This is a genomic window from Paenibacillus sp. 2RAB27 (assembly GCF_052115445.1).
In the GTDB taxonomy this organism is placed as follows: domain Bacteria; phylum Bacillota; class Bacilli; order Paenibacillales; family NBRC-103111; genus Paenibacillus_E.
The window spans coordinates 33,235-58,988 of record NZ_JBFRGR010000028.1 but is presented as its reverse complement, the minus strand read 5'-3'; the positions used below and the strand labels follow the sequence as shown (position 1 = coordinate 58,988).

The following is a 25,754-nucleotide window of genomic DNA, read 5'->3' as shown; positions in this document are numbered from 1 at the left end:
GAGGTGAACCTCATGCAAGTTGAAATTTGGTCGGACTTTGCTTGTCCGTTCTGTTACATTGGCAAACGCCGCTTTGAGCAAGCTCTGGCGAACTTTGCACACCGCGATCAGGTTGAAGTTGTCTATCGCAGCTTCGAGCTAGACCGTCACGCACCCAAAAGCGTTCCCCATGACGTCTATGATATGCTCTCTTCCCGCTACGGCATGAGCCGTCAAGAGGCGATCGCCATGAATGAGAAGATGCGCCAGCAAGCGGCGGCAGAAGGGCTCGACTTTCAATTCGATAGCCTCGTGCTGACGAACACATTCGATGCTCATCGTTTGCGGCTATTTGCTGAGAAACAGGGCAAAGGCGCCGCTATATCCGAGTTGTTGTTCCGTGCCTATTTCACGGAGTCCACAAACATCAGCGACCATAGTGTCCTTGCGGACATCGCTGCAGCCGTGGGAATCGACCGGGAAGAAGCTTTGTCCGTTCTCGCAAGTAATCAGTTCTCCGAGTCGGTGCGGACCGAAGAAGAGAATGGCAGCCGCATGGGAATCCGCGGCGTTCCGTATTATGTCATTAACAGCAAGCATGCCATATCTGGAGCTCAAGCAAGCGGCGTTTACTTAAACGCTATGCAACAGCTCTGGGATGCCGAGCAGCCGAAACAGGTTGCAGCGTCAGCCAGCGATGAGGCTTGTTTGGACGGCACATGCGTTGTCCCGAACAAACCGTAAGTATCGGCTTTATTTACAAGAAGAAGCACCCTCGCGGGTGCTTCTTCTACTTTTATAATTTCGCTGCAACCTGGAATATTTGATTAGTGCGCTCACGAGCGCGTTTCCATAATCAACTTCACTTTATTCAAGTCCTTTTGGTTAGCCCTTTTCATCATCAAAGACATAAACGGAGAAAATATCGTGGAGAAGCCTGTCGGTTTTCCTTTGTTCCGCAAAGTCATCCGCGTGGTACGACTACTCCCCACTGAATCCCACGTATACGTTGTCTCCATGGGAAAAGGGCCGTTGGCGGTACTCATCACAAGTTTATAACCAGGACTAAATTCCGTGACTTCATACACATAGGCTAGTTGTCTACCCAGAAAGTTGGCTTTAAAAGCAATTTTCGACCCAACCTGGAGAGGTTTAGCTGTTTGCCATTCGGCCGAATTAATATTCACATACCATTCCGGTGCCTTATCTGGGTTAGCCGCGTACTCCGATACTTGCTCACGAGGACAATTGATTATTATTTCGGTGAAAACATCAACCATATTACCAACCTCCCTCTTCAATATAAATAACGCGCCAACCATTGGCGCGCTGCTTCATTTCGTTAAGCCAATAGTTTCGCTATCGGCTCCCAATAATTCGTATGCCAACCTGCTGCAAGATGCTCACCATGCTCTTCCGGGAAAGCAGAATGCTCAAATACCAGCAACGTTTCGGAACCTTTCTCCTGAAGCTCGAACTTAACTAGAGAATACACACCTTCCGGCCAATTCGCCACTCGCCATGCTTGTACAACACGTTTGTTCGGTACAAGCTCAATGTTACGGCCGAGAATCATGCCGCCGAAGCATGAGAAAGTCCCACCTTCATCTGTGCTAATCTCCGTGGGAGCACCGCCGCTAGCTCTGCTGAACTGCTCGCTGCTCGTAAGGATTTCGTAAATACGTGCAGGGTCAGTTGTAAATGTTACTTCTTGACGAATCGTTCCACTCATTATTACGCACTCCGCAATTTCAAATTAGTGAAGTCATTTTTATGATATTCCCATGCCAATTAATGCATAGCTTGCTCTGACCACGGATCGACACCCGGATCTTGGCCTTGTGCGATTGCTTGAATACGAGGCATATAATGCGTCCATCCTTGTACATGCGAAGCAACTTCGTTTGCTGGCAAATCATAATGCGTCAATTCCAAAAGCGTCCCGTTATCTTTCGGCGTCAGTTTAAATTCAACCGTACTGGCCCCCGGCGGAACCACCTTCGATTTCTCCCAGCCCCATGTCATCACGATTTTCTCATTCGGAATCAATTCCTTATATTCCCCCATCGCAATGTCGCTGCCATTCACGTCAATGCGGTACTTGCCCCCGATACTTGGATCAAGCAACACGTGGCGCCCCATCCAACGAACTAATTTCTCAGGATCCGTAAAGAATGAAAACAACGTCTCCGGTCGGCATTCAATAAAAATTTCTTTTTTAATCGTGTCACTGCTACTGATTTGCGTCATGTTTTCTCCTTTCCTCCTCTTCTGCGGCTTCTTTCAATCGCATCAAGCTGTCATCCCAGAAGCTCTCAAAGTACTGCATCAACTCAGCAAACCCTTCCCTCCTTATGCCATAAAATCGTTTAGTTCCGTCTCGTCTAACTACAACGAGTCCTGCTTCTTCGAGCACCTTCAGGTGCTGTGATATGGCTGGTGCTGATACGTCAAAATGTGACGCAATCGCGCTGGAGGTCAGCTCTCCATCACGGACAAGATGTAATATATCTCTGCGCCTAGGCTCCGTTATCGCTTGAATGGCTTTATCTATCATGTCGTTAATTTAGCGCACACTTAATTAAGTGTCAACTTAATTAATATTGTTGTACTGTTTCCTCATTTGATATATTCTGTACATAAGTACAAATATGAAATCAGAGGAGTCATTCCAATGTCGACAGTGATGGGTACGAAAGAAAATCCATGGCCATTAAAAACACCTCCACAAACCTCCGAATATGAGATGTATAAAGACGAGAAAGATGGCAAAGCCATCCTTGTTTGCACGGTTGGCAAAACCGTTTTGCACTACGACTACCGTTGCATTCATGACTTGCACGAGATGCTCAAGCAGCATGGAGATTGGATCGAGCTCGGCAGCGCTGATGAGCAGAAGCCAGCCAAAGATGGCACGGTTGAAGCTTGGGGCCGCTCTCCTGAAAACCCAATTGGCGGTTGGTATGGTTTGAAGAAAGGTTTCCGCGGCAGATTCGGCATGTATGTCCCCCCATTAATGGAGGTACTTGGTCTTGCAGAAGTTGAACACAATCCAAGAAATAATCGGATGCGGGCGTTATAACATACGGACATGAAGAAAAGAGCCTCTCACTATACTACAAGTGACAGGCTCTTTCTAATGATTTAGTGACTTTCAACTATAATGTTCGTATTTTTCCTATCTGTCTTCAAAGAGTACATATCGAGATCCGCTGCATGCAGTAAATCATCTAAGGTTCGCGCCTCGTCAGGATACACAGCCGTTCCAATCGATACGGTTATTTCCAAATTGAACTCTCGCGAAGCTAGCTTTAATTCATTCTGAATATGATTGATCAATACTTCTTTCTTGGATGCATCCGTGGACGTCGATAGGATCAAAAATTCATCACCCGCCCACCGTGCAGCTAAATCTTTCTTCTGTAAATCAAGCAGTAAGACATTCGCGATGCGCTGCAGAACTTGATCACCGATCTTGTGCCCGCGAGAGTCGTTAATTAATTTGAAGTTATCGACATCGATGAAATATAAAATCAACTGCCCTTGTCTGCGCTCCACTGAGGTGATGAGCTTAGGGAAAGCGTCCATGATGAACCTTCTGTTATAGAGCGTCGTCAGATGATCTTTTTCGGAGAGGAATTTCAACCGGTCATACTGTGTACCTAGCACCCAACTTGCAAATAAGATGCACATGCCAAAGATAGGAAACTGAAGCCAGGGAAAGTTATAATAAAGCGTACCATAGGTTCTTAAACCCACGATCGTGATTAAAACAACAGACACTATAACGAGTCGTCCTGAGTAATTCATCCCACATCACCATCATCCAAATTGTGTCTATATAGTTCTATAGTGACACACTTGTTCCATACATTTCAAGGAGTATTTGGTTCATGCAGTCGAATCGACTCGAAAATGATCGTTAACAAAAATTCGAAGCAAACCACTTCAATTTTATGGTAAAGTAATGGTATTCGACATTTTTTTGAGATCATCCCAAAAACTTCTAACAGTCAGATGAGGTTCAAAATGGATCTACTTTTAGATATGAAAACCATCCTGTTGACACTAGTCATCGGCCACCTATTCACAGCCGTGTTTATCATCGCCTACTGGCGTCAACATAAGAACGAAAGTACAATCAGATACTTTTTCTATGCAAAATGCCTACAAGCCACTGCGTGGGTGATCTTTATCCTCCGTGATGGCCTACCGGATTCACTTACAATCTCTCTTGTGAACTCATTACTTTTTATCGGTTATGCCTTTGAAACCATCTCCGTGCTGAAAATTCAGAATATCCTGAGCAAGCTGACGCGTAACCTGTATATTGCTTTGACAATTTTCAACATTGTCGGCTTCCATTTCATCCTTCTTTTCGACAATGTAGAGAAGCTCAGAATTTCCTTTGTTTCCATGGGTGTTGCTATGAGCCTCCTCATACCCGCATACAAAATGATTCAAAAACGGGCCGCCTCCATGGTGACCCATGTGCTAGGCTATCTGTATCTTACAGTCTTGGTATTTCTTCTGATTCGTGCCGTTAGTGCCGTATTCTTCGAAACATTGATAAGCTTTTATCATATGAACGGTAATCAGACCATGGTGCTGCTAGGCCAATACTTCGTCATGATTGCGGGAAATACGGGATTCATTCTCTTAATGAAAGAACAAACTGACCAAGCTCTTATTCGCATGGCCAACTATGACGATTTGACCGGTACACTGAACCGCAGGACATTCATCACACGTACCAATCAATACATTTCTGCTTACGCGAAAATGCAGAAGCCAATCACCTTGCTGCTGTTTGATATTGATAATTTCAAATCCATCAATGATACATTCGGTCATGATAAGGGCGATCAAGTGCTCGTCGATCTCACGACACGAATGAAAGAGCAGCTCGGCGCTGATGATCTTTTCGCTAGATACGGCGGAGACGAATTTGCCATCATGGTACCTGGCATGGGTGAACGAGATTCCTCGCTTTATTCGGAGAAGCTTAGGCAGGCCGCAGAAGGCGCGCTAGTTCCTGGACTACAGCTTTCCTATACCATTAGTTTAGGAGTTCTCACAGTCATCCCTGATGAGCAGACACATCTCGAAGAGCTTTACTCCACTTGTGATAAAGCGCTTTACCAAGCCAAAAGAAACGGTCGAAACGGTGTATATCGTGGTTCTGTAGATAAACAATTCGTACATGCTTAGGCTGTCGCTATGATGCGGCGGCCTTTTGTTGTTTTCTCGTTCACCTCTGACTGCCTGACCACGCTTTGTGACAAACTACCAAACAATCCCTATTTGGGATGTATCGCCGACAATTTTCCTGATACTTTTTAACCCATTCTTGTTAATTTAATGCTAAGTCGCAAAATAACCTCACAGAGAGTAGGTAGGTAAAATGATTTCTCTAAATGATAAGCCCATGTATCTAGCACATTTCGCAAAGCTAATCCAAATGGATGAACATCGGCTATTTCGTATATGTAAGGGGATCGAGGAGAACGGATATCAATTAAACCGAAATGAACACGGACATATCGATTTAACGGAGAATGATATTACGGTCGTGTTGAGTTTCTGTTTGTGAAGGTAGAGGACGGACACTAAGAAACAATCGTTTGGTAGGATTGGAGCTGGTGGTGCTGATGCTACTGCTGGTGGTGCTGGTAAGTTTGGAAAGACACGTATGCTACACATTTGTGTTAACTGGAAAATGTACAGCTATTTACGAGAAATTTCTTCGAAAACTCGATTTAACTGTAAAATATGTAGTTAATAATCACTTTTTTATTCACATTGGATAAAATGGTTAAAATTACCTGTAGGTTTTCCATCTATTGAGCTTTTGATCGTAAAATCGTGAAATATAACTGGATAAAATCCATCTATTTGCCTGGACCACCGTATATTTGCGAGACAGCCTGCCACAAACTCATCGTCATGCCTATTCGGCAAAAAACCCGCTCCATGAGCGGGTTTTCCCATTACTTATAATCTTTTGGATCTTTAGGGTCCTTTGGGTCCTTTGAGTCTTTAGGGTCTTTAGGGTCCTTCGGGTCCTTAGGGTCCTTCGGCTTCTTATCGTGGTGCTTGTCCGTATAATCCATTTTAGGCGCTTGCAGTCCACCTGCCAGAACCGTCTCTCTGATGTCTTCTCCGAGGTAGAAGCTTAAATGCGGTGGCTGATTGTACGCCGTGTTCTGCCATGCTATTCCGTTTCTGTATACCGGGTCATGCATGAGCGTATAAATCCGATATTCCGTAGGAATCGTCGTACTGAAGATTCTCAGTTCTGAGCTGTCTGTTGTTGGCAAAAGAACTTCTTCACGCCAATCTCCTAGGATATCAGCCTGTAAGGTCGGAGTAGCCTTCGTTCCATTGTTGCTGACTACGTCTGCAAAGCTTTTGATAGGCTCAGCTTTCTTCGTCACTGGATTAAACTTCGAGATGGATGTATTATCCAGTAATTCACTTAATAAATCCCCATCCCAGTGAAGCGCGAAGTTTACCGATACGCCTGCCGTTCTAAAGCTATCAGCTTCAACCTGTCCCTGAACGTTGTAAATAGCTCCGCCCGAAGCTGGCGTTGTACCTCCTGTGCCCCAGAACTCAAAGCCTGGGCTAGCCGTAATATTAGCCGCCAAGCCACGTCCAGTATCCACATAACCATTGTAGGACATCAGTGTTTCCCCTGTAGCAGCATCATGGAGCTCTACCGATGCTACAGAAGGAACTTCATGTACCGCCATGACCTGCAAACCTTCACGTGCTGGATCAAATGCCCCTACATGAAGCGCATCGCCATGTGAACCCTGTTCACGCTGCATCTCGCCATCCATTTCATAGAGAATGGTGCCGTCCTGATCCAGGGTCAATGATCCTGCGATAATTTCGTCAAAACCATCATTATCAACATCTGCCGTGGCCAGATTGTGGAAGCCTAAACCTGCCCCTCTACCCGCTTGAGCGGAGTCGAAGGTCCACTCTTCTTTGAGCTTGCCATGCACTAAGCTATAGGCCACATACGTAGTCCGTTCATAGTAGCCTCTACCGTAGATGGCACTTGGCTTCTTACCATCCAAATAAGCTAATCCTGCAAGGAAACGGTCCGAACGGTTATGCCAGGTATCTCCCCATGAGGCCACATCTCCCAGCGGGAATGCATAATCAATGGTATCGATCTCCTTGCCCGTTTCACCCTTGAATACGGAAATGTACTCCGGCCCCCCGAAAATATGGCCAAACTCATTTACCCATTTGCCATTATCCGCCGCATTACCAATGACACTGATCACCTTGCTGCTATCAAATTTGCCATTTGCAACCCCATAGACGGTCGTTGCATCTGCCGTTTTAATGAGGAATTCGCTTTTGCCATCCCCATCATAATCCGCGATAATAAATTGATGATAATGCGCGCCTGATGTGAGGTTAAGCCCCATATTCATGCGCCACAATAGTGTGCCGTCCATTTTATAAGCATCAAAAATTGTCGGCCCCGTCATCGCGTTCTGTGAACTGTCGATAGCGTTAGATGGGTACCATTTCACAACGACCTCATACTCGCCGTCTCCATCCAAATCCCCTACACCAGCGTCATTGACACTATATGTGTAGCTGCCTGTGGACGTAGTTCCTCCTTCAGGCTTTTGCATCGGGATTGAAAGATAATCGTTGGCAGCTGCTGATGTTCCCTCTCTATCCTTTGCTTGCTTTCCATTGACAACTGTCTCTACTTCATAGGTATCTCCGGCAACACCAGCCGAGTCCGCAAAGTTGGTCACAGACAACGGCGACGTATTCAGCTTTTGCCCATTGCGGTAAAGATTGAACTTCACATCACGGTCATACTCATCTGCAAGCAGGCGCCAGCTTACGAATATACCCTCATTTGATTGTAAAGCGATAACGCCTCTGTCCAGCCACTCTGTCTGTCTTGCCGTATCTGGCGGTGTAAGACGGTTGTATACATATTGGGTTGCATATCGGCCAAAACCGTTCTCCAGACTCGCAGGAACCGTTAGTTCACCCTTAAACGTGTATACGCCGGCTTCATGGGGATTCCAAGCCTTGCCCACGTTAACCCACGCACTTACAGGCACATTTACCTTACTATTATTGGCTAGGGTGACGCTAACGGATTGCGGTAGACCAATGGAGTGGATATCCGACGTAGTTTGATCTACATACACCGTATGATAGGATAATTTATCCACTTTCGTAATTCGATTTTCCGGAATAGGCATGTGATACACACCAAAGTTATCCAGGTACGTCGTCCAAGCAATATTATTGCCAGATGTCCGCATGCCTACCAATTTAACCGAAGCAACTGAACCATCAAAAGCTACACCATTCAGCGAGGACGTGAATTCCTGACTTGTACCCGCAGCTTTGTCGGTTAACTTGAATTTGACGACCTCATTTTCCACATCAAGATTAATCCCTACCTTATACCACGCTTGCGGATTCGTAATACCCGTACTCGCTGCAGGCTGCTTTCCTGCAAAATATTGCAAAGGTGCATTGTTCGTATTGTTTACCGTAAATACCGTATTGCCAGTGCTATCGAGAATCCTGAACTCGCCACCGTTTTCACTAGGATTGCTAGCGGCTTTATTATTCACCTTGCCAGGGTACCAATCAAATTCAACGAGAATTTGGCTGCCTTTAACCGAAGTACCGAAGGTCTTGGTCGCTACGCGCCCCCCACTTTGGTTCGTCTGAGTGAACTGCAGCATCGGGGTGTTATTCCCCATCACTTCATATGTATTAATCGATACCGTAGCATTCGCTGTTACGAATCCCCAATTAACGGGGTCTGGCGCGATCGTATCACCGAAATCACTATAATAAACACTATCGAGTTCGGCTCCATTGTTACCAACAGCGGCGGATGCCACCAACCCGTTCGGTAGTAAGAGAGCGCTTGCAAAAAGTAACGAAACGACTTTTTTCCATGGTCTGTTAGTTCGCATTGTTATTTTCACTCCTTCTGTTCGAGCTATGAGAGGATTGTGCATGCTCTCGGTAATTCCTCATCGTGCAAGGTTTTGCATATCCTAAGAATCACTTTCTGCCTTCGGTCAGAACTGCTCCTTCTTCCCTCCTCGCCAACCAGAATCCATAACGATGACCCATACAGCTCATACCAGTTGGTACGATTGGCCCGTGTACTAACTGTAGGACTTGACGGGCTACGCCGTCTATTAGACATTTTTTCAACAATGAAATTCGCTTGCAGGAAGCCATTTGGCAGATATATGACATTTTTGACTCCACTTCTCTTTTCTTGATCTCGCATGTAAAAAGGTAATAAAAACACGAAAAAATAGACCTCCCTGGCCATTTCGTTGGCAGGTGAGGTCTATTGCTCAGTAATCCCTATCGACTACTTGGTATTCGTAAGCTCGATCATCTTACCTTGTGACTCCTTGAATATACGTACCAGGGACTGCACCTTATCAAACTCATAATCTCCAGGACCATAGTTATCCATGAACATTTTCTTCAACAAATCTCCGTAAAAGGTAACTCTTTGCTCAAGTAAATCATGCTCGATTTGGATAATTTCTTCAATGGAATGATTGCCAATGAATTCTTCTGTTTGATCAATCGGATCTTCCCATCTGCCCCCTCTGCGCTCAGCAGGATTAGATGCCTCAGCTTCTCTCGAGGGCTCCAATTCAATCGATGTTCGTAGACTCGACAAAGCAATATTTTCTTTCGCCAGCATGATTTGAAAATATTTATTTTTGAATAAGTCAATGATGACGAGTTTGCATAATTCTCGATTTTGAAGGAGCATTCCGTCGAAGGGGTGGATGGTCCAAGAACCATTTTTCAGAAAAAGATTTAACTTGAACAGCTCGCTGCCATAGATATATTCGATGTTAATATTAGAATCTGACATGATTTCAAAAGAAAATTCTAACATAGCCTAACCTCCTGCAACGACAACCTAATTGAGCTACTTGCTCGCTCTGACCCAACTTAAACCCCAGTTATAGGCCTTATCCAGCTCTTGATGCCCCTGAAAATGCCTCACGATTCGCTCAATACTTAACGTTTCATCCTTCACATTCTGAATCATAGCGATGGCACACATCCGGAGATCGTTATCATGCTCATCGAGATTAACAATGATGTCAGGTCCGCCATTTTGCTTAATTGTGACGATGCCATCCGCTTCAGACCATTTCGACACACCCTCGTAAATGAAGGTGAAAATCAGAATCCGCTTGAAATTGGCCAGCTTGGTTCCATTAATGCGAATGTTCTCTCCGGTTTTAACCGAGCCTGTTCGATCATCACCATCAAGAGCGATATAAGGTTCACGCGTAAGCGATCCAAATGAATTGCCTAGCGCCTGAATTAACCCTTTTCTGCCATCATTAAGTTCATACAGACAAGCTAAATCAAGATCGATCCCGCTAGATGATTCCCCCCAGAAGCCACGGTTGCTTGCCGGTTGTTGATTCCAATTCAGGTTGATTAAGATTTCCCCTAGACCGCCCGACTTCTTCTCGAGGTTGATTTTATCTCCMTTTTTCGTTAATACAATTTTGGAAAGATTAATCTGTGGTCCCTTTTCTGGTATCGATTTCGGTTCCGGCGGCGCGATCTGAATTTCTGGAGCTTTCAACGTTGGCTGCTCATTATCTACAACAACACCATAACTCGCACATAGCGCTTTAAGCCCTCCAGCGTATCCAGCACCGATTGCACTGAACTTCCACTCACCGTTGTATCTATATAATTCTCCTATAACAATGGCCGATTCTACGGAGAACTGATTACCCAAGTCATAACGAAGTATTTCTTGCCCTGTTGCTTGATTCACGAAACGGAGATAGACGCTGCTGACCGCACTAAAATTTTGACGCCTCGCTTCACTTTCATAGATCGTAAGTGTAAAAGCAATTCGTTCAACGTCAGTCAATACTCGTTTCAGATCGATATTCAGCTGTCTTTCATTTGCCTGCTTCTCGATGTATGTTATAAAGCTATTGCTCGGATTTCCGTAAAAGATAAGATCTTCATCACCACGAACCTTACTGTTCTGCGCAAGTAAAAAGGCCGAAGTATCGAGCTCAATGTGATTGGGAGCCTGCCAACCGATAAAGACAGTTAGATTGGTAAGCGATGCATGCACTTTCGTTACATCTACCTTTTGTCCTTTGATTACAGCAACAACGCTCATGTTGACTTCACCCTTCTTTGTAAAAGATGTAAACAGAAAGGTGGCAACCAGAAGGCAACCACCCTTTACAAGCCAACCTCTAGCTCAAGCCATAGTTCGTAACTAGCGCAGCCAAACCGCCTGAGAAACCACTACCTACCGCTTGGAATTTCCAATCACTTCCATGACGATAAAACTCACAGAAGACGACCGCTGTTTCAATGGAGAAGTCTTCACCTAAATCATAACGGAGAATCTCATTCTGATTCGCTTCATTTACTACCCTTACGAAAGCGTGGCTCACTTGTCCAAAATTTTGAGAACGTTGCTGCGCATCATGAATCGTAACGGTAATACCGATACGAGAGATCGCGGCAGGGACTTTGGCAAAATCGATCAAAATCTGCTCATCATCGCCATCGCCTTCACCCGTACGATTGTCTCCTGTATGAACAACAGCACCATCATAAGCTTTAAGGTTGTTATAAAAAACGAAATCTGCAGCTGACTTGGCTTTGCCATCTTCATGAAGAAGAAACGCAGAAGCATCGAGATCGAAATCTCCACCGCCATTATATCTATTGGTATCCCAGCCAAGTCCTACAATGATTTTGGTAAGACCTGGGTTGGTTTTGGTTAGGTCAATGCGTTGACCTTTGGATAAATCAATCGACATGGTTATCTCACCTTTCAGATCAAATAATGGGTATTGATATATCGGTTCCTAAAACTAGTATATAGGTTTGTGTATAGGGATCGCAATGATTGCACGTCTATAAATCACCTAAAGAGGTAAAAAAACACCCAACGGTCGAAAATTAAGTTTTTCACCCCGCTCCATTGAAAGTTGTTTAATATCAGGGGATTTGGGGTAAGTAACCCTATGCCGCAGTCGCCTGAAGCGGCTTGCTAATACTCAACTTTCCAGGAGGGATTACCATGAGCAAACATATTATCGGCGTATTCAACACGGAAGAAGAAGCGATTCGCGTTATCAACCAATTGAAGGCAGAGGGATATCGCTCGGAGGAACTCTCCGTAGTGGGCCGCAACCGCGGTGATCTGGACCACATCGAAGAAGCGACCGCGACCAAAGCGGAAGAAGGTCTGGCAACAGGCGCGGCGACAGGCGGCGTACTAGGCGGGGTGACGGGGCTGCTCGTGAGCATCGGCGCTTTGGCGATTCCCGGGCTGGGTCCCATCCTTGTAGCAGGTCCGATCGTGGCGACCTTAACAGGTGCAGCTGTCGGGGCAGGTGCAGGCGGACTGGTCGGCGGCTTGATCGGACTCGGTATCCCCGAGAAGGACGCGATGCTTTATGACGAATATGTTCAAAATGGCAAAGTGCTCGTTCTCGTAGACGGCGATGCCGAACGCGCTAATCTGGCTTATCGGATTTTCCGCGCCCACAAGTCGCTCAATGCGGATACATACAGTCCGGACTACGGGTACGTAAGCAACACAGGCGGCGCCAACAACCGCTATCGCAATAACTTGTAAAGCCGGCGATGTGCCATGCCGACCGCATGACATATGGCATGCCGACAGCATAACCTGTGCATAGCTAAGACCGACAAGAGGCTGTCTCAAAAGTCTATTTAGACTTTTGGAAACAGCCTCTTTTTCGTCAATGACCGATATGGAATAAATAAGGAATAAACCTGCTTCCCACAATCTAACTGGATTTTCTCCATCTATTTGAAGCGGATTTCTCGAATTCGAAAGATTAACTGTATTTCCTGTCGTTAAATCCCTTCGATTTGCTCGATTCTTCAAATTCCATCCAAATTAAATGCACTTTTTCCATTTAATCACGAAAGTACGTCTAACTCGAGCAAATTAGCTGCAGTTTATACATCTAAACACGAATTGGCAGCCATAAAACACAAACAGGCCCGCATCCTGTCGGACGCTAGCCTGCTTGCGGTGAATTCCTATCGCTTCATTATGGCGCTGCCTGAGCTATACGTGTCGGAGAACTCGCTCGCCGTTTTATCATTATCCCAAACATCGGCATACGTGGCGTTTTTCTTGAATTCCTCCAACGCGAAGGAGCAGGAAGGGATAATCTTGCGCCCTTTGTCACGGGCTTCATGGACGACCATGTCCAGCAGCTGTTTACCCAGTTGACGACCACGGTAGCGCGGGTCCACGTAGGTATGTTCAATTACCCAGGTATCGGTATCGACCAGCCTGTAAGTAATCTCGCCGACCGTACCTGACAGCGTGCTGAGGATGAAGGCGTTGCCTTGCTTTTGTAGAACAATCTCCTCCTCAGCCTCGTGAAACGTATTGTTTGCTTCCATAGTCGAACACCTCCTGAAGGATATGATGCTTGTTTGTACTTTTTACCCTTTAGGAGAGGTGGTGAAACAAAGATTGGAATGGAAAACAACGCTTAAATCAGACCCGATTTTTGCAATAATCTCTGAACCATAGTTGCAACCTCGGCTCGGGTGATGTAACCTTTGGGCGCAAGTATAGCCCCGTTTCTTCCAAAAATAATACCAGCCATCACATTGTCCGCAACACTGCTTTGTGCCCATGAGGACACTTCCGATGTATCTTCAAACGGAAGAAGTTCGGCGGCGGCTGATTGTTCGAACACCTTGTCTTTCAAACCGGTTATCACCATCGCATTGGACAGAATAACCATGGCCTGTTCTCTCGTAATCGTGTCATTCGGTCGGAATGTAACGTCATCCAAGCCGCTGATCAACTGATAGGAATAAGCCGTTTTGACAGCGCTACTGTACCAATCCGCCAATTTCACATCCGAGAATGGCGTTGCTCCATTCTCCAACTTAAGGCCTAATCCGCGAACGATGATGGCTGTAAATTCAGCGCGGGTGATTTCTCGGTCAGGAGAGAACATACCGCTACCCGTTCCGTCTACAACCATTCGAGAACCCATGTCATTAACGGCATTTTTCGCCCAGTGATTCGCCATATCGCTAAATTCGAGCGGATGCCATACGACCGCATACGTACTGTTGGTCAAACTGTTGATTTGGGCCTCATACATCCCGTTGATATGTCGGACTTTTGTCGGTACATGACGCACTGACCCATCCTCTTCAACTACAACGCCTGTAGTAATCTTGTTCGGATCAACCTCATCCGGAATGGCAATCGTTCTTTCCACATAGGCGTCGAATTTCGTTACTTCAACGATTTTATCGTCATAGACGGCTCTCACCGTAAAATTTAGCGGTTGGGAGACAAGCGCGAGTTGCCCATAGGCTGCAGTGCTCTCGACAACCTTCAACGTATCCGTTGTCGGAACGGCGATTTCAATTCGCACTTTAATGTCTTGTAAGGCTATTAACGCACCAACCTGCTCGGATATAGCGCCTATATTGATTTGTCGCGCTGGAAGCGTGTAAGTCGCATAATCGGTTTTGAACGCCAGAACGGCTTGCTTGTCCTCCATGTTCTTCACCATTTGACCGTTCAGTTCGCCAACGACGATATCGAATTTTCGGCTGATTGGAATCGTGACTACGGCATGTTGCCCTTCTGCTGCAAGCTTCGCATCCAGCTTTTTCTGATCCACAACCACCGTCATTTCGGTCTGATTGTCTCGCGTCCCGATCGCAGCGGTCCCCGCATTCTCGACCTTCCCGTTAACAAGAATATCAACGCCCGTGCTCGTATTGACCGGTGTCGTTGGAGCGGAAGGCTGAGATGGCTCAGAGGGCTCAGATGGCGTAGTTGATGCTCTCGGAATGGCGGTGTTCGATTCTGCGGAAGCTGCACTTTTCCCCGCACCGTTGATCGCTTTTACCGTAAAAGTATAGCTCGTTTCATTCGTCAATCCTGTGAAGGTTATCGGACTTGCTCCCCCGATAATGACTATATTTCCCGGTGAAGCAGTCACTTCATATTCTGTAATCGTACTTCCACCGTTATCGCTCGGAGCCGTAAACGTAACCACAGCTTGTCCGTTTCCCGCGACCGCCGTCACATCGGATGGCGCTCCCGGGATCGTTGCCGGAGTCGCGCTTATTTGGTTCGATGCCGCGCTCAAGCCGCCCAAGTTTTCTGATTTTACCACAAAGTAATAGGCGGTGCCGTTAACCAGATCTTGTATGCTGTAGGTAGAAGATGTGACCGTCGCTTCTTCGACAATATTAGTTAGATCTGCATCCGTTGCCATATAAATATGGTACTTCGTCGCATCCGATACTGTATTCCAGCTCAGCGTAATTTGACGGTCGCCGACGTCAGCCGCAAGGTTTTGCGGATTTGCGGGAGCATTCGGCAAGTTCACGGCTTGCGTGGCGTCAAACGTTACAGGAGTCAAGTGATCAGCGGATATGGTGACCGTTGCCGTGTAGGTGTTTGCCAGCAAACCATCCTTGGTATGAATGTCAAAACTTGTTGATTCGCCGCTAGTTAACGTAGAATCTGGCTGTGTAATTACATAATCGTTAGCGCTTGTGTCGCTAAGCGTGACCGTCAGGTTCAATAAATCGCCAGTACCGGTATTCACGATGATAACGGGTCTCGTTTCTTGGGTACCCGATACATATCCTTGAGTAAGGGCTGTTAACGTTTGATCCGTGATTGCAGCGATTGTATAGGTAAGTGCTGCCGTCACGGTAATCGTCGCTGTCCCTTTTTTGCCGATATTCACCGTCGACGTGGCCGTGATTGTATAATTTCCTGGCGTGGCGTCCGTTGCTACGGTTACTTTCCCAGTATTGTCCACCGCCACCTTCGCATCGCTGCTCGTCCACGTGACCGTCGTCGCTGATCCTCCCACCGCATCCACCGTAGCTGTGAGTTGCTTGCTTCCTCGTTGCACTACGCTTGCCGTGATTGGAGTGACGGTAACGCTAGTGATCGCTGGCGCTGCTGTGACGGTAACCGTCGCGGTTCCTTTTTTACTGCTATTCACCGTCGAAGTCGCCGTAATTGTATAATCCCCCGGCGTGGCATCTGCCGCTACGGTTACTTCCCCCGCGCTATCCACCGCCACCTTCGCGTCGTTGCTCGTCCACGTGACTGTCATTGCTGCTCCTCCCACCGCATCTACCGTAGCTGTGAGCTGCTTGCTTCCTCCTTGCACCACGCTTGCCGTGCTTGGAGTGACGGTAACGCTAGTGATCGCTGGCGCTGCCGTCACCGTTATCGTCGCTGTCACTTTTTTGCCGATATTCACCGTCGACGTGGCCGTGATTGTATAATCGCCAGGCGTGGCGTCTGCCGCTACGGTTACTTTCCCCGCGCTGTCCACCGCCACCTTCGCATCACTGCTCGTCCACGTGACCGTCGTCGCCGCTCCGCCCACCACATCTACCGAAGCTGTGAGCTGCTTGCTTCCTCCTTGCACCACGCTTCCCGTGCTCGGACTTACGGTTACGCTATTGATCGCTGGTGCTGCCGTCACAGTTATCGTCGCTGTCCCTTTTTTGCTGCTATTCACCGTCGAAGTCGCCGTGATTGTATAATCGCCAGGCGTGGCATCTGCCGCTACGGTTACTTCCCCCGCGCTATCCACCACCACCTTAGCGTCGCTGCTCGTCCACGTGACCGTCGTCGCCGCTCCGCCCACCGCATCCACCGTAGCTGTGAGCTGCTTGCTTCCTCCTTGCACCACGCTTGCCGTGCTCGGACTAACGGTTACGCTATTGATCGCTGGTGCTGCCGTGACGGTAATCGTCGCGGTTCCTTTTTTACTGCTATTCACCGTCGAAGTCGCCATGATTGTATAATCGCCAGGCGTGGCGTCTGCCGCTACGGTTACTTCCCCCGCGCTGTCCACTACCACTTTAGCGTCACTGCTCGTCCAAGTGACCGTCGTCGCCGCTCCACCCACCGCATCCACCGTAGCTGTGAGCTGCTTGCTTCCTCCTTGCACTACGCTTGCCGTGCTTGGAGTGACGGTAACGCTGTTCACAGCCGGAGGTATGGCCGTGACGGTGATCGTCGCTGTCCCTTTTTTACTGTTATTGAACGTCGAGGTCGCTGTAATCGTATAATTCCCTGGAGGCGCACCAGTAGCTACGGTTACTTTCCCCGCGCTGTCCACTACCACTTTAGCGTCACTGCTCGTCCACGTAACCGTCGTCGCTGCTCCTCCCACTGCATCTACCGTAGCGGTGAGCTGCTCGGTTCCTCCTTGCACCACGCTTGCAGTGCTCGGGCTCACGCTTACGCTGTTGATGGCCGGCGCTGTCGTGACAGTGATTGTCGCCGTCCCCTTTTTACTGTTATTCGCCGTCGAAGTGGCCGTGATCGTATAATCACCCAGCGCGGCATCTGTCGCTACGGTTACTTTCCCCGCGCTGTCCACTACCACCTTAGCGTCGCTGCTCGTCCACGTGACCGTCGTCGCTGCTCCTCCCACCGCATCCACCGTAGCTGTGAGATTCTTGCTTCCTCCTTGCACCACGTTTGCGGTAATCGGGCTGACGGTTACGCTATTAATGGCCGGCGTTGCCGTGACGGTGACCGGAGCTGTCCCTTTTTTACTAATATCCACCGTCGATGTGGCCGTGATCGTATAAACGCCCGGCACGGCATCTGCCGCGACGGTTACGTTACCCGTGCTGCTCACCGTCACCTTATCAGCAACGTCGCTGCTTGTCCAAGTGACCGTCGTCGCTGATCCTCCCACTGCGTCTACMACTGCAGCGAACTGCCTACTTCCACCTTGCACGACGGTAGCTCTAATCGGGCTGACGAGCACGCTATTGATGGTTGGAGGTATGACGGTAATCGTCGCTGTTCCTGTTTTGCTGTTATTTACCGTCGAGGTTGCTGTGATCATATAATCCCCCGGCGTGGCATCTGCCGCTACGGTTACTTCCCCCGCGCTATCCACCACCACCTTAGCGTCGCTGCTCGTCCACGTGACCGTCGTCGCCGCTCCTCCCACCGCATCTACCGCAGCTGTGAGATTCTTGCTTCCTCCTTGCGCGATGATTGCCGTGCCTGGAGTGACGGCTACGCTATTTACAGCTGGAGCCGGTAAGTTAGCCACCCGAAGTTGTTCCATACCACTACTGTTTTGTTCCTCCCATGCTACGAATAAACCATTGTTCAGTACGGTTATGGCAGGATTAAAAGCGGCTTTCGTATTATCAACGATAAAACCATTTAAGCCGTATTCGGCGCTCGTCCAAACCGTTCCGTTATACATCTTCGCGCGAATTTTAAATACAGGGGTTGATCCTGCCATTCCGGAATGTTCTGACCACACCGCATATAAATCATGATTAGCAACTGCTAATTTCACATAATTAGCTCGGAATGCGGTACTCACGTTGATCCCATACTTCCCGCCGCCGTCAACACTCGACCAAGCGTTACCGTCGTATTTCTTTACCCGAATTTGATCGTCCGTCGTCGAATCAGCCGGTTCATGCCAAGCTGCGTACAAGACGCCGTCGACCGCGGCTAACGTCGGGTAGTACGCACTTTTTCCAGTCGCTATATTTAATCCCGTCGCTCCGCCGTCGATCGTCGTCCAGCTTGTGCCATCATACTTTTTCGCCCGGAGCTGATAAATGGACCCGGATAATTCGGACCAAACCGCGATTAATTCATTTCCCAATACGGCCAAAGCAGGAAAAGCTGCTGCTTTGGCTGGATCTATATTTAATCCGTTCGTACCTCCGTCGACACTCATCCACTCCGTGCCGTTATACCTCTTCACGTAAATTTTACCCAGTTCTGACCACGAAGCATACAGAGCATTATTGTATTCAACCAAAGTAGGAAAGTTAGCGCCCTTTGCCGCATCCACGTTAATTCCCGTCGTGCTTTCCCCTTCGGCGCTTGTCCAGCCTGTGCCGTTATACTTCTTGACCCGAATTTGACCATAGGACGATGTAACCGCTTCGACCCATGCGAGATATAAAGAACCGTTAAATACGGCCAAAGTCGGCATCGTTCCTTCTTTGCCCGAGTTCATGTTTAATCCGTTCGGGCCGTTGCCGTCGACGCTCGTCCAGCCCGTGCCGTTATATTTCTTGACTCTGATTTGAGCGGCGGTTACGCCCGGAACGACTTTTTCTTGCCAGGTGACATAAACTTCGCCGTTCCATACGACCATGGCAGGGGATTCCGCCCGATTGGCTGCATTCACGTTAAGGCCGTTAGGCCCGCCGCCGTCGATCATCGACCAACCGTTTGCTGCGTTAGCCGCGCCACCTCCGCTGAATAATAGAGGAATCATCAGCATAATGGCAAGTAAAACGTGCACGCTTTTGCGGATTCTCCGCTGTCTGTTATTTATTCCTAGCCTTATTTTCGGGATCAATGTGCATCTTCCTTTCTTGATCGTCGTTCTTCCTCAAGTCACGCTTATTTGAGTAGAGCATATCTGACGACACCTTAAAGAAACCTTAAAAACCGACAATTTCTCCAAAAATAAAACAGGCCCCATCCTTAAATCGATGAGAACCTGTCAGGTGAATCCGCATAGTTCAGTTAAACCGACTAAGCAGGGATGCATATGGTGATTTTCGTACCGCGTCCTAGTTCGCTTTCCAGTTCCAGTGAAATTCCATATTCATATTTCAACCGCTTGTTAATATTACGTAGGCCTACCCCCTGCGACTCGTCCGCATCGGGCCTTTCTAGCAGCGTCTTCAAACGTTCAGGCGCGATCCCTACGCCGTCGTCGGCTACGACAAATCGCCACTTCCCATCCGACTCTTCCGCTGTCAATGTTACCGTACCGCCTTCAATGCGATCACCGATCCCGTGACGAATCGCATTTTCGACCAGCGGCTGCATCAAAAGCGGCGGCATACGCAAACCATAGGCAGCTTCTGCAATATCATATTCGAAGCGAATACGATCTTTGAATCGGGCACGCTCAATTTCTACATACGTTCGAATCAGACTGAATTCTTCTGCAAACCCGATGCGCTCCTCCGCATTGCTAAACCGAAAGCTTCCTCGCAAATAATCGGCTAGATCGGCAATCATCTTTCTCGCTCGTTCCACATCCTTATAGCTTGATGCCACAATACTATTCAGTACGTTATACAAGAAATGAGGTTTGATCTGTGATTGCAAAAATGCCACTTCCATATGAATCGCTCGGCCTAGAGATTCCTTCATCGCGAGCAAGCTGCCGATTCTTGCCTTAAGCTCTTCCAGATCGAACGGTTTCGACAAGTAGTCATTCGCCCCTGCTTGGAGTGCTGCCACCTTATCCTGGGGTTGAATCGCCGCCGTCACCATCAGAACGGGCAGCTCCAGCAACGAGTATCGTTTGCGAATCTCTTGACACACTTCATAGCCTGACATCCCTGGCATCATCAAATCGAGAATGACAAGATCGATCCTGCCCGTTTGATCGAGCTGCTCCAGCGCCTCATACCCGTTCTTGACCGCGATCACGCGATAGTCGAGGGCTTGAAGCGCGTCCAATAAGACTTTTAAGTTAACAAACTGATCGTCAACGATCAGAACCGTATGCTTGCCGCTCTGATTCGTATGATAAGGCGTAGCGAAGGAATATTCGGCTTCCTTGGGTATGAACTGTGGACTTAAATTGGACAAAGACAATATGGCTTCACTTTGCTCATCGGCGATCGGAAGCGTGAATGTAAAGGTCGAACCAACTCCAGGCGTGGAAGTAGCCGAAAGCGTACCTCCTTGCAGTTCAACTAGTTGTTTCGCAATCGGCAGCCCTAATCCAAAACCACGGTGCTGATCTCCCTCGAGTGATTTAAACGGTTCAAAAATGAAGGGAATCTCCTGGGGCTCGATACCTTTTCCTGTGTCGTGTACCGCGATTTCAAGTCTGCCTCCAAGCTCTCTGCCGGTAATGACAATCCTTCCGTTCGCCGTATGCTTGATCGCATTATCCAGCAAATTCCCGATAACTTGACTCAGACGTATTTCATCGGCCAAAGCGGAAGGCAACTGCGCAGGCACATGGTTCACCAGTTGAATATGGTTTTCCGTGCACAAATAGGAATAGAAGCGCACTTGCACCTCCGCGACCGAACGAACATCGATTGACGCCGGAACGATTCTCAGTTCACCTAGTTTCAGCTTGGATAAGTCTAAAATATCGTATACGAGCTGCGAAAGCTTCCTCGTAATGTCGGTAATCAACTGAAGCTTTTCCCGTTGTTCCGCAGTTGGCGGATGTGCAGTATCGTCCAGCATGGACCGAGAAATATTCATCACACCGTGAAGCGGCGTCTTGAATTCATGCGAGGTTCGAGCTAGAAAATCATCCTTTAACTTGTCGGCTTGCAGCAATTGCCCGGACAGCTCTTCGATTTTACGGAAAGCGTTAGAAAACCGGAGCGACATCAGTAACGCAAGCATCAGCAGAACAAGAAAAGGTTCAACCGGCGCAAGCGAATAGATCGGCACGCCGAAGTACACGTTCACATTCTGGTTCAGCACCAGCACATTCAAAGCCATAGCGGCCACAGCCAAATACCCGCTTCCCGCTACTCGGTGCAGAGCCGTATAAACGAATACATACGTTGCATACAACAACGAGAAAGTCACGTAAAACGACGTTAATTGACGAAACGGCCCTGTTGTAAGCTCGGAGGCGAAGCCGACATGCAGCACCGCAAGTATCCCCCCCACAGCCAGCCCGCCTCGAGTGAGCCATTTATAACAGTAAGGCCGAAAAGCGGTATATACATAAAGGAAAAATCCAACACCTACGCCAACTGTCAAAACCATCTGGATTCGGAAATACAGCCAGAACGGAATCGGGCCGACCGTATCAAATAATACTCTCTCGCCGCTGACGCTTGTAAATGCAGCAATGCATACACAAACGATGCCAAGTACCACAAGTGATAAATCATCCCTACGCTGGGAAAATAATCCAATAAAATATAATCCCATGATCAAGAAGGCGGTTAATACGATCCAATCATGAGCTGTCGCACGATCACGAATCCCGGTGATTTGCTCAGCCTTGCCCAAGAGAAGAGATTCACCGATCCCGCTGCTTACACGAAATTCATAATTAGCTACCTGAACCAGAATGTCATTCCAGCCMGGCTGCAACGTGAAGTAGCTGACATACGGTTTATTAAGCGCTTTGTACTGCTGCCTCTCGGCCGGATTGCCGCTTGTTCCAACGATTTGGCCATTGACGATGAGCCGATTCGAGATCAGAATAGACGCTGTTTTCAATCCATACACCACGCTTGCATCGTCGATCCGAATCTGTAATCGATAAGTCGCCATGCCAAGCGTACCCATCTTTTTTGACCATGATCCAGGAACCTGAATCATCTCAGGTGTTAATCCCCCTGCAATGGCAGAAGATGGAGAAGGCTGACTGGTGAATAGTTGATCTGGATAAAGCTCCCACTGCCCATCCAGCCGAACGACTCCTTCCTCCTCAAACTTCCAAGCGGATAAGTCCATGACCCCTTTTACCGCTACAGGCATTGGATTTATATGAGTAGAGAAGTAAGCCCACAACAGCCCATAGGTTGCAATCAACAGAGTTAAAGTGATAAGCGCTGCCGCAACTTTTTTTCTCATCGAGCTTGCTCCATCATGTCTTTCATTTGTTGGACCAGCCGCAATGTCTCTTCCTCCAGCTCAGCTCCCAATTGAAGGCGCACCGATTGTTCCAATTGCAAACAGATACGATACGCTTCATTTCGATTGCCCATCTTCAGATGCAGCTTGATCAACTCACGTCCGTCGATCTCGGAATCAGGGGCAAGTGACAGTATTTTTTGCATACTGTCCACCGCTAGCGTACGATTACCCTGACTTTGAAAATACCCGTACCATTTACGCAGCACACGAACATACGTGGCTTTGATCTCCAACTGTTTGGCGGTAGCCCAACTGAAATCGCAAGCTTCCATATACTCGCCTGTGTACATCTGGTTCATTTTGTCATATGACCGTTCATCCATCTCCGCTTCGGCCCATGTGTTGCTAAGTAACTGCTCAAATTCGGTTACATCGACCGTGATCCCATCCACAACAGCGACGAATCCTTGATCCGCTTTGCGTATATGGATTGGAATCTGATGTTCCGCCAAACTTCTCCTTAAATAGGACAGACATGTATATAAATACGTTTTCGCCTTGTTCAAATCGTACCCTAGCCATAACGCCTCAATGATCGAAGCGGTATTCACAGACTTTCCTGCATAATGGATCAGAAACGCGCAAAGCTCCTTTTCCTTCTTCGTTTTCCATGTCAGCACCTTGTTCTCGTCACTCGGCAACCCGATATGGAAGCCTCCTAGGCAGTTGACGGTCGGGGCCATGCTTCCGCTCTGGCGCACCTGAATGACGGACTCGGATAAAGATTGTTTAATCCGCGCAACCGTATTCTGCAATCTGTCTATCGTAAAAGGCTTCAGCAGATAATCCGTCGATTGAATTTCAAATGCCTCGACCGCATATTCCGCATAGGCCGTGGTGAAAACGATCGGCATGCGAGGTAACCTGCTTCTTATTTTTCTGGCAACTTCAGTGCCCTTCATTCCCGGCATTTGATTATCCAGAAACACTGCATCCACAGGAGAGTTAGCTAACGCTTCAATCGCTTGAATCGGATTCATATACGTTCCTACTATATGGATATTTCCTATTTGTCCAAGCAAAATTTCCAATAAATCCAGCGCATCTTCTTCATCATCAATGAGCATTACACGAATCATCGACCTTGGTCTCCTTACTTATTGCAAGCATTTCCTTATAAGAAATTTCGACAAAAAGTGAGGTGAATCCTTTATTTTTTGCTCGTGAGGCTACAGGTTGAATTCGTGGGAAAAGCTGCTCAAGGCTCCGATCACCATAAAAACAAAGACACCCGAATGAGTGTCTTTACGGAAGTGAGCTGAGGATCAGCAAATCCACAATTCTCTGATAACTGAACAAAAGGGACCCAATACCTATGCTACCGGACAAAGTATCCCATTGACTCTGGGTATGCGAGAAAACATCGCGTGGTTATTTCTATAAGATATTCCCAATTTTTAAATCATCATTTCCAAGTTCCTGTAACAAGAGATTTTACTTTGGCGTTTTGTATTGAACTTAAGAAAATTTGCAACTCACCGTATACATCATTAAGTTTAGATTTGTTGGAATAGAATTCTATGTTATTTGAACTTTCGCTTAGAATAAGCTTTCCACCTAATCCTTCCAGTGTTATTTCAATGTTATTACTACCAGGAGTATAATAGTAAATTACATTGTCATTTACTGCTGCCTCTTGTTCTAAAAAAAGAAGTGTTTCACGTATATTATTTTTATATGGGACTGCATAAACAACTCTATCAAAAATACTAAATGACAAACTCGTTAAGACCTCCCGGAATTCTTTGATCTTACCATAATGGATAACAAGCTCATTTTTCATGATATATTTTTTGGGATTAATTTCATCTTGTTCCACAAGTACTTGTATATAAAAATCTTCATTACAATCAATATTTCCCCATTCAGTTGTTAGCTCAACAGAAATTTGAGAGGCTCTATAGATATCCACTTCTTGTATCTGCTTTAAATAATCCTGGATTTCTTCTTCAATATCATTTTTAGCTATTCTAACCAAAAAATCTTTAGATGATTTACTGTGAGTAGTAGGTTCATTATGTCCTCCTCGTCCCCCTCTATATCCGGATAAATTTTTAACAAAACCTCTCTTCAAACTATAAAAATATTGTATATTTAAGTTTATATTTGCATCATCTTTGAATACAACTGGTGCTACTGTCATTGATTCTGATAGTGTAGGTACCTTGACTTTACTGGTATTTGTGTGTTTAGCTACTTTTTTCTTTACTTTAGATTGCGAAGCTTTGGTTAAGGCCTCAGCTGACTGTCTTACCAAGAACTCTCTAGTTAAACCACCGAAAAACCAAGGTGTTTGAGATTTATCTTCACCGTGTTCTTTTTTTACAAAATAAGGTACATTTTCATATAAATATTCTTGCAGAGAGGATGAAGTTAGTTCGCCATTAGCCCTGTATATTGTAGAAGGAGCATTCCCTGTAAGAGCTTGTACAACATGATAAGTCCATGTCCCATGTGATAAAATATCGCTTCCGTATGACTTCTCTCCATTTTTACAAGAAGCAAAAGCAACTTGATATTCTAAATCTTTTAATAATTCGAATGGATCACGTTTTACAGTTTCCTTACCTCGCTGAAGTGAACTTATTGGCATTCCGCTGTGGCAACTATCTAGAAATATTGTTACTCTTTTGAAGTTTCGAATTTGAACGAATAATTCATCAAGTGCTAAAGCCGTATTTGTAATATTTGAATATGCAGTATCATAAGTAATCAGAAATTGTTGCCCGGAGCAAATTTCACCATGGCCTGCAAAAAAGAAAATCAATTCATCATTCTCTTCTACTTCATAAACTAATCGTTGTAGTGTCGACATTATAAAGGAAGTTGTGGCTTGTTCATTGACCAATAAATGAATATTTTTTTCTTCGCATCCATTCTGCTGCATTGCTTGTTGAAAAGAAATCGCATCATTTGTAGCAAATGCAACGGAATTAATATTGCTATGTTTATATGCTTCAACACCTATGACAACTGCATATCTCATATACTGTTATAATCTCCTTATAAAAATAATCGTTTTCGAATC

General features: G+C 46.7%; 18 protein-coding genes. 4 read left to right on the top strand and 14 right to left on the bottom strand.

The genetic code is table 11. The features are described from left to right. The first annotated feature begins 12 nt into the window (after positions 1 to 12). A complete protein-coding gene (locus AB4114_RS27430; RefSeq protein WP_441991308.1) occupies positions 13 to 723 on the top strand; it encodes a DsbA family oxidoreductase in 711 nt (236 codons plus the stop codon). A gap of 92 nt (positions 724 to 815) precedes the next feature. On the opposite strand, the gene AB4114_RS27425 is transcribed toward AB4114_RS27430, so the two are convergent. From AB4114_RS27425 to AB4114_RS27410, 4 genes are all read right to left on the bottom strand, one after another. Then, positions 816 to 1,259, bottom strand: coding sequence for an SRPBCC family protein (locus AB4114_RS27425; protein WP_441991307.1), 444 nt, complete (start codon positions 1,257 to 1,259; stop codon positions 816 to 818). Positions 1,260 to 1,321: 62 nt separating this feature from the next. Then, entirely contained in the window at positions 1,322 to 1,711 is a 390-nt protein-coding gene (locus AB4114_RS27420; protein WP_441991306.1) for an SRPBCC domain-containing protein, read from the bottom strand. Positions 1,712 to 1,770: 59 nt separating this feature from the next. Continuing rightward, positions 1,771 to 2,229 carry an SRPBCC family protein gene (locus AB4114_RS27415; protein ID WP_441991305.1) on the bottom strand — a complete coding sequence of 153 codons (459 nt, stop codon included), beginning with the start codon at positions 2,227 to 2,229 and terminating at the stop codon, positions 1,771 to 1,773. Next, positions 2,213 to 2,536 carry an ArsR/SmtB family transcription factor gene (locus tag AB4114_RS27410; RefSeq protein WP_441991304.1) on the bottom strand — a complete coding sequence of 108 codons (324 nt, stop codon included), beginning with the start codon at positions 2,534 to 2,536 and terminating at the stop codon, positions 2,213 to 2,215. Before AB4114_RS27410 ends, AB4114_RS27415 begins: the two co-directional genes overlap by 17 nt. 117 nt (positions 2,537 to 2,653) lie before the next feature. Here AB4114_RS27410 and AB4114_RS27405 point away from each other — a divergent pair, with 117 nt between their 5' ends. Beyond that, the gene (locus AB4114_RS27405; RefSeq protein WP_441991303.1) at positions 2,654 to 3,061 is read left to right on the top strand and encodes a DUF6855 family protein; all 408 of its coding nucleotides are present in this window, start codon (positions 2,654 to 2,656) and stop codon (positions 3,059 to 3,061) included. A gap of 62 nt (positions 3,062 to 3,123) precedes the next feature. Here AB4114_RS27405 and AB4114_RS27400 read toward each other — a convergent pair whose 3' ends face one another. Then, entirely contained in the window at positions 3,124 to 3,762 is a 639-nt protein-coding gene (locus tag AB4114_RS27400) for a GGDEF domain-containing protein (RefSeq protein WP_441991302.1), read from the bottom strand. A 246-nt stretch (positions 3,763 to 4,008) separates the two neighbouring features. Between AB4114_RS27400 and AB4114_RS27395 the strand changes: the two genes are divergently transcribed. Further along, positions 4,009 to 5,190, top strand: coding sequence for a diguanylate cyclase (locus AB4114_RS27395; RefSeq protein ID WP_441991301.1), 1,182 nt, complete (start codon positions 4,009 to 4,011; stop codon positions 5,188 to 5,190). Positions 5,191 to 5,969: 779 nt separating this feature from the next. On the opposite strand, the gene AB4114_RS27390 is transcribed toward AB4114_RS27395, so the two are convergent. The 4 genes from AB4114_RS27390 to AB4114_RS27375 all read right to left on the bottom strand — a co-directional run bounded on the left by AB4114_RS27390 (position 5,970) and on the right by AB4114_RS27375 (position 11,843). Continuing rightward, positions 5,970 to 8,963, bottom strand: coding sequence for a rhamnogalacturonan lyase (locus AB4114_RS27390; protein WP_441991300.1), 2,994 nt, complete (start codon positions 8,961 to 8,963; stop codon positions 5,970 to 5,972). A gap of 413 nt (positions 8,964 to 9,376) precedes the next feature. After that, positions 9,377 to 9,922: a hypothetical protein gene (locus tag AB4114_RS27385; protein ID WP_441991299.1), complete on the bottom strand. Its 546-nt coding sequence runs from the start codon at positions 9,920 to 9,922 to the stop codon at positions 9,377 to 9,379. Between the two features lie 33 nt (positions 9,923 to 9,955). Further along, positions 9,956 to 11,188 (bottom strand): TerD family protein, encoded by a 1,233-nt coding sequence (locus AB4114_RS27380; RefSeq protein ID WP_441991298.1) that lies wholly within the window; start codon positions 11,186 to 11,188, stop codon positions 9,956 to 9,958. A gap of 79 nt (positions 11,189 to 11,267) precedes the next feature. After that, on the bottom strand, positions 11,268 to 11,843 hold the full coding sequence (locus AB4114_RS27375) for a TerD family protein (protein ID WP_171629346.1): 576 nt from the start codon (positions 11,841 to 11,843) through the stop codon (positions 11,268 to 11,270). A 263-nt stretch (positions 11,844 to 12,106) separates the two neighbouring features. On the opposite strand from AB4114_RS27375, the gene AB4114_RS27370 reads away from it, so the two are divergent. Further along, complete coding sequence (locus AB4114_RS27370; protein ID WP_441991297.1) at positions 12,107 to 12,667, top strand: general stress protein; 561 nt, start codon at positions 12,107 to 12,109, stop codon at positions 12,665 to 12,667. Between the two features lie 434 nt (positions 12,668 to 13,101). Here the strand turns inward: AB4114_RS27370 and AB4114_RS27365 are convergent, their stop codons facing one another. The 5 genes from AB4114_RS27365 to AB4114_RS27345 all read right to left on the bottom strand — a co-directional run bounded on the left by AB4114_RS27365 (position 13,102) and on the right by AB4114_RS27345 (position 25,712). Next, on the bottom strand, positions 13,102 to 13,473 hold the full coding sequence (locus AB4114_RS27365; protein ID WP_441991296.1) for a GNAT family N-acetyltransferase: 372 nt from the start codon (positions 13,471 to 13,473) through the stop codon (positions 13,102 to 13,104). A 92-nt stretch (positions 13,474 to 13,565) separates the two neighbouring features. Beyond that, positions 13,566 to 19,439, bottom strand: coding sequence for an Ig-like domain-containing protein (locus tag AB4114_RS27360; RefSeq protein WP_441991295.1), 5,874 nt, complete (start codon positions 19,437 to 19,439; stop codon positions 13,566 to 13,568). 179 nt (positions 19,440 to 19,618) lie between these two features. After that, on the bottom strand, positions 19,619 to 22,663 hold the full coding sequence (locus AB4114_RS27355) for an ATP-binding protein (protein ID WP_441991294.1): 3,045 nt from the start codon (positions 22,661 to 22,663) through the stop codon (positions 19,619 to 19,621). Continuing rightward, positions 22,660 to 23,805, bottom strand: coding sequence for a response regulator (locus AB4114_RS27350; RefSeq protein WP_441991293.1), 1,146 nt, complete (start codon positions 23,803 to 23,805; stop codon positions 22,660 to 22,662). The genes AB4114_RS27355 and AB4114_RS27350 overlap by 4 nt, the downstream gene beginning before the upstream one ends. A 326-nt stretch (positions 23,806 to 24,131) precedes the next feature. Then, complete coding sequence (locus AB4114_RS27345) at positions 24,132 to 25,712, bottom strand: caspase family protein (RefSeq protein WP_441991292.1); 1,581 nt, start codon at positions 25,710 to 25,712, stop codon at positions 24,132 to 24,134. Between the last annotated feature and the right edge of the window lie 42 nt (positions 25,713 to 25,754).

What these genes read in the sequence shown, in the direction of transcription:
- AB4114_RS27430 (WP_441991308.1), top strand. Translation starts at nt 13, where the DNA reads ATGCAAGTTGAAATTTGGTCGGACTTTGCTTGTCCGTTCTGTTACATT.
- AB4114_RS27425 (WP_441991307.1), bottom strand. Translation starts at nt 1,259, where the DNA reads ATGGTTGATGTTTTCACCGAAATAATAATCAATTGTCCTCGTGAGCAA.
- AB4114_RS27420 (WP_441991306.1), bottom strand. Translation starts at nt 1,711, where the DNA reads ATGAGTGGAACGATTCGTCAAGAAGTAACATTTACAACTGACCCTGCA.
- AB4114_RS27415 (WP_441991305.1), bottom strand. Translation starts at nt 2,229, where the DNA reads ATGACGCAAATCAGTAGCAGTGACACGATTAAAAAAGAAATTTTTATT.
- AB4114_RS27410 (WP_441991304.1), bottom strand. Translation starts at nt 2,536, where the DNA reads ATGATAGATAAAGCCATTCAAGCGATAACGGAGCCTAGGCGCAGAGAT.
- AB4114_RS27405 (WP_441991303.1), top strand. Translation starts at nt 2,654, where the DNA reads ATGTCGACAGTGATGGGTACGAAAGAAAATCCATGGCCATTAAAAACA.
- AB4114_RS27395 (WP_441991301.1), top strand. Translation starts at nt 4,009, where the DNA reads ATGGATCTACTTTTAGATATGAAAACCATCCTGTTGACACTAGTCATC.
- AB4114_RS27390 (WP_441991300.1), bottom strand. Translation starts at nt 8,963, where the DNA reads ATGCGAACTAACAGACCATGGAAAAAAGTCGTTTCGTTACTTTTTGCA.
- AB4114_RS27385 (WP_441991299.1), bottom strand. Translation starts at nt 9,922, where the DNA reads ATGTTAGAATTTTCTTTTGAAATCATGTCAGATTCTAATATTAACATC.
- AB4114_RS27375 (WP_171629346.1), bottom strand. Translation starts at nt 11,843, where the DNA reads ATGTCGATTGATTTATCCAAAGGTCAACGCATTGACCTAACCAAAACC.
- AB4114_RS27370 (WP_441991297.1), top strand. Translation starts at nt 12,107, where the DNA reads ATGAGCAAACATATTATCGGCGTATTCAACACGGAAGAAGAAGCGATT.
- AB4114_RS27365 (WP_441991296.1), bottom strand. Translation starts at nt 13,473, where the DNA reads ATGGAAGCAAACAATACGTTTCACGAGGCTGAGGAGGAGATTGTTCTA.
- AB4114_RS27350 (WP_441991293.1), bottom strand. Translation starts at nt 23,805, where the DNA reads ATGATTCGTGTAATGCTCATTGATGATGAAGAAGATGCGCTGGATTTA.
- AB4114_RS27345 (WP_441991292.1), bottom strand. Translation starts at nt 25,712, where the DNA reads ATGAGATATGCAGTTGTCATAGGTGTTGAAGCATATAAACATAGCAAT.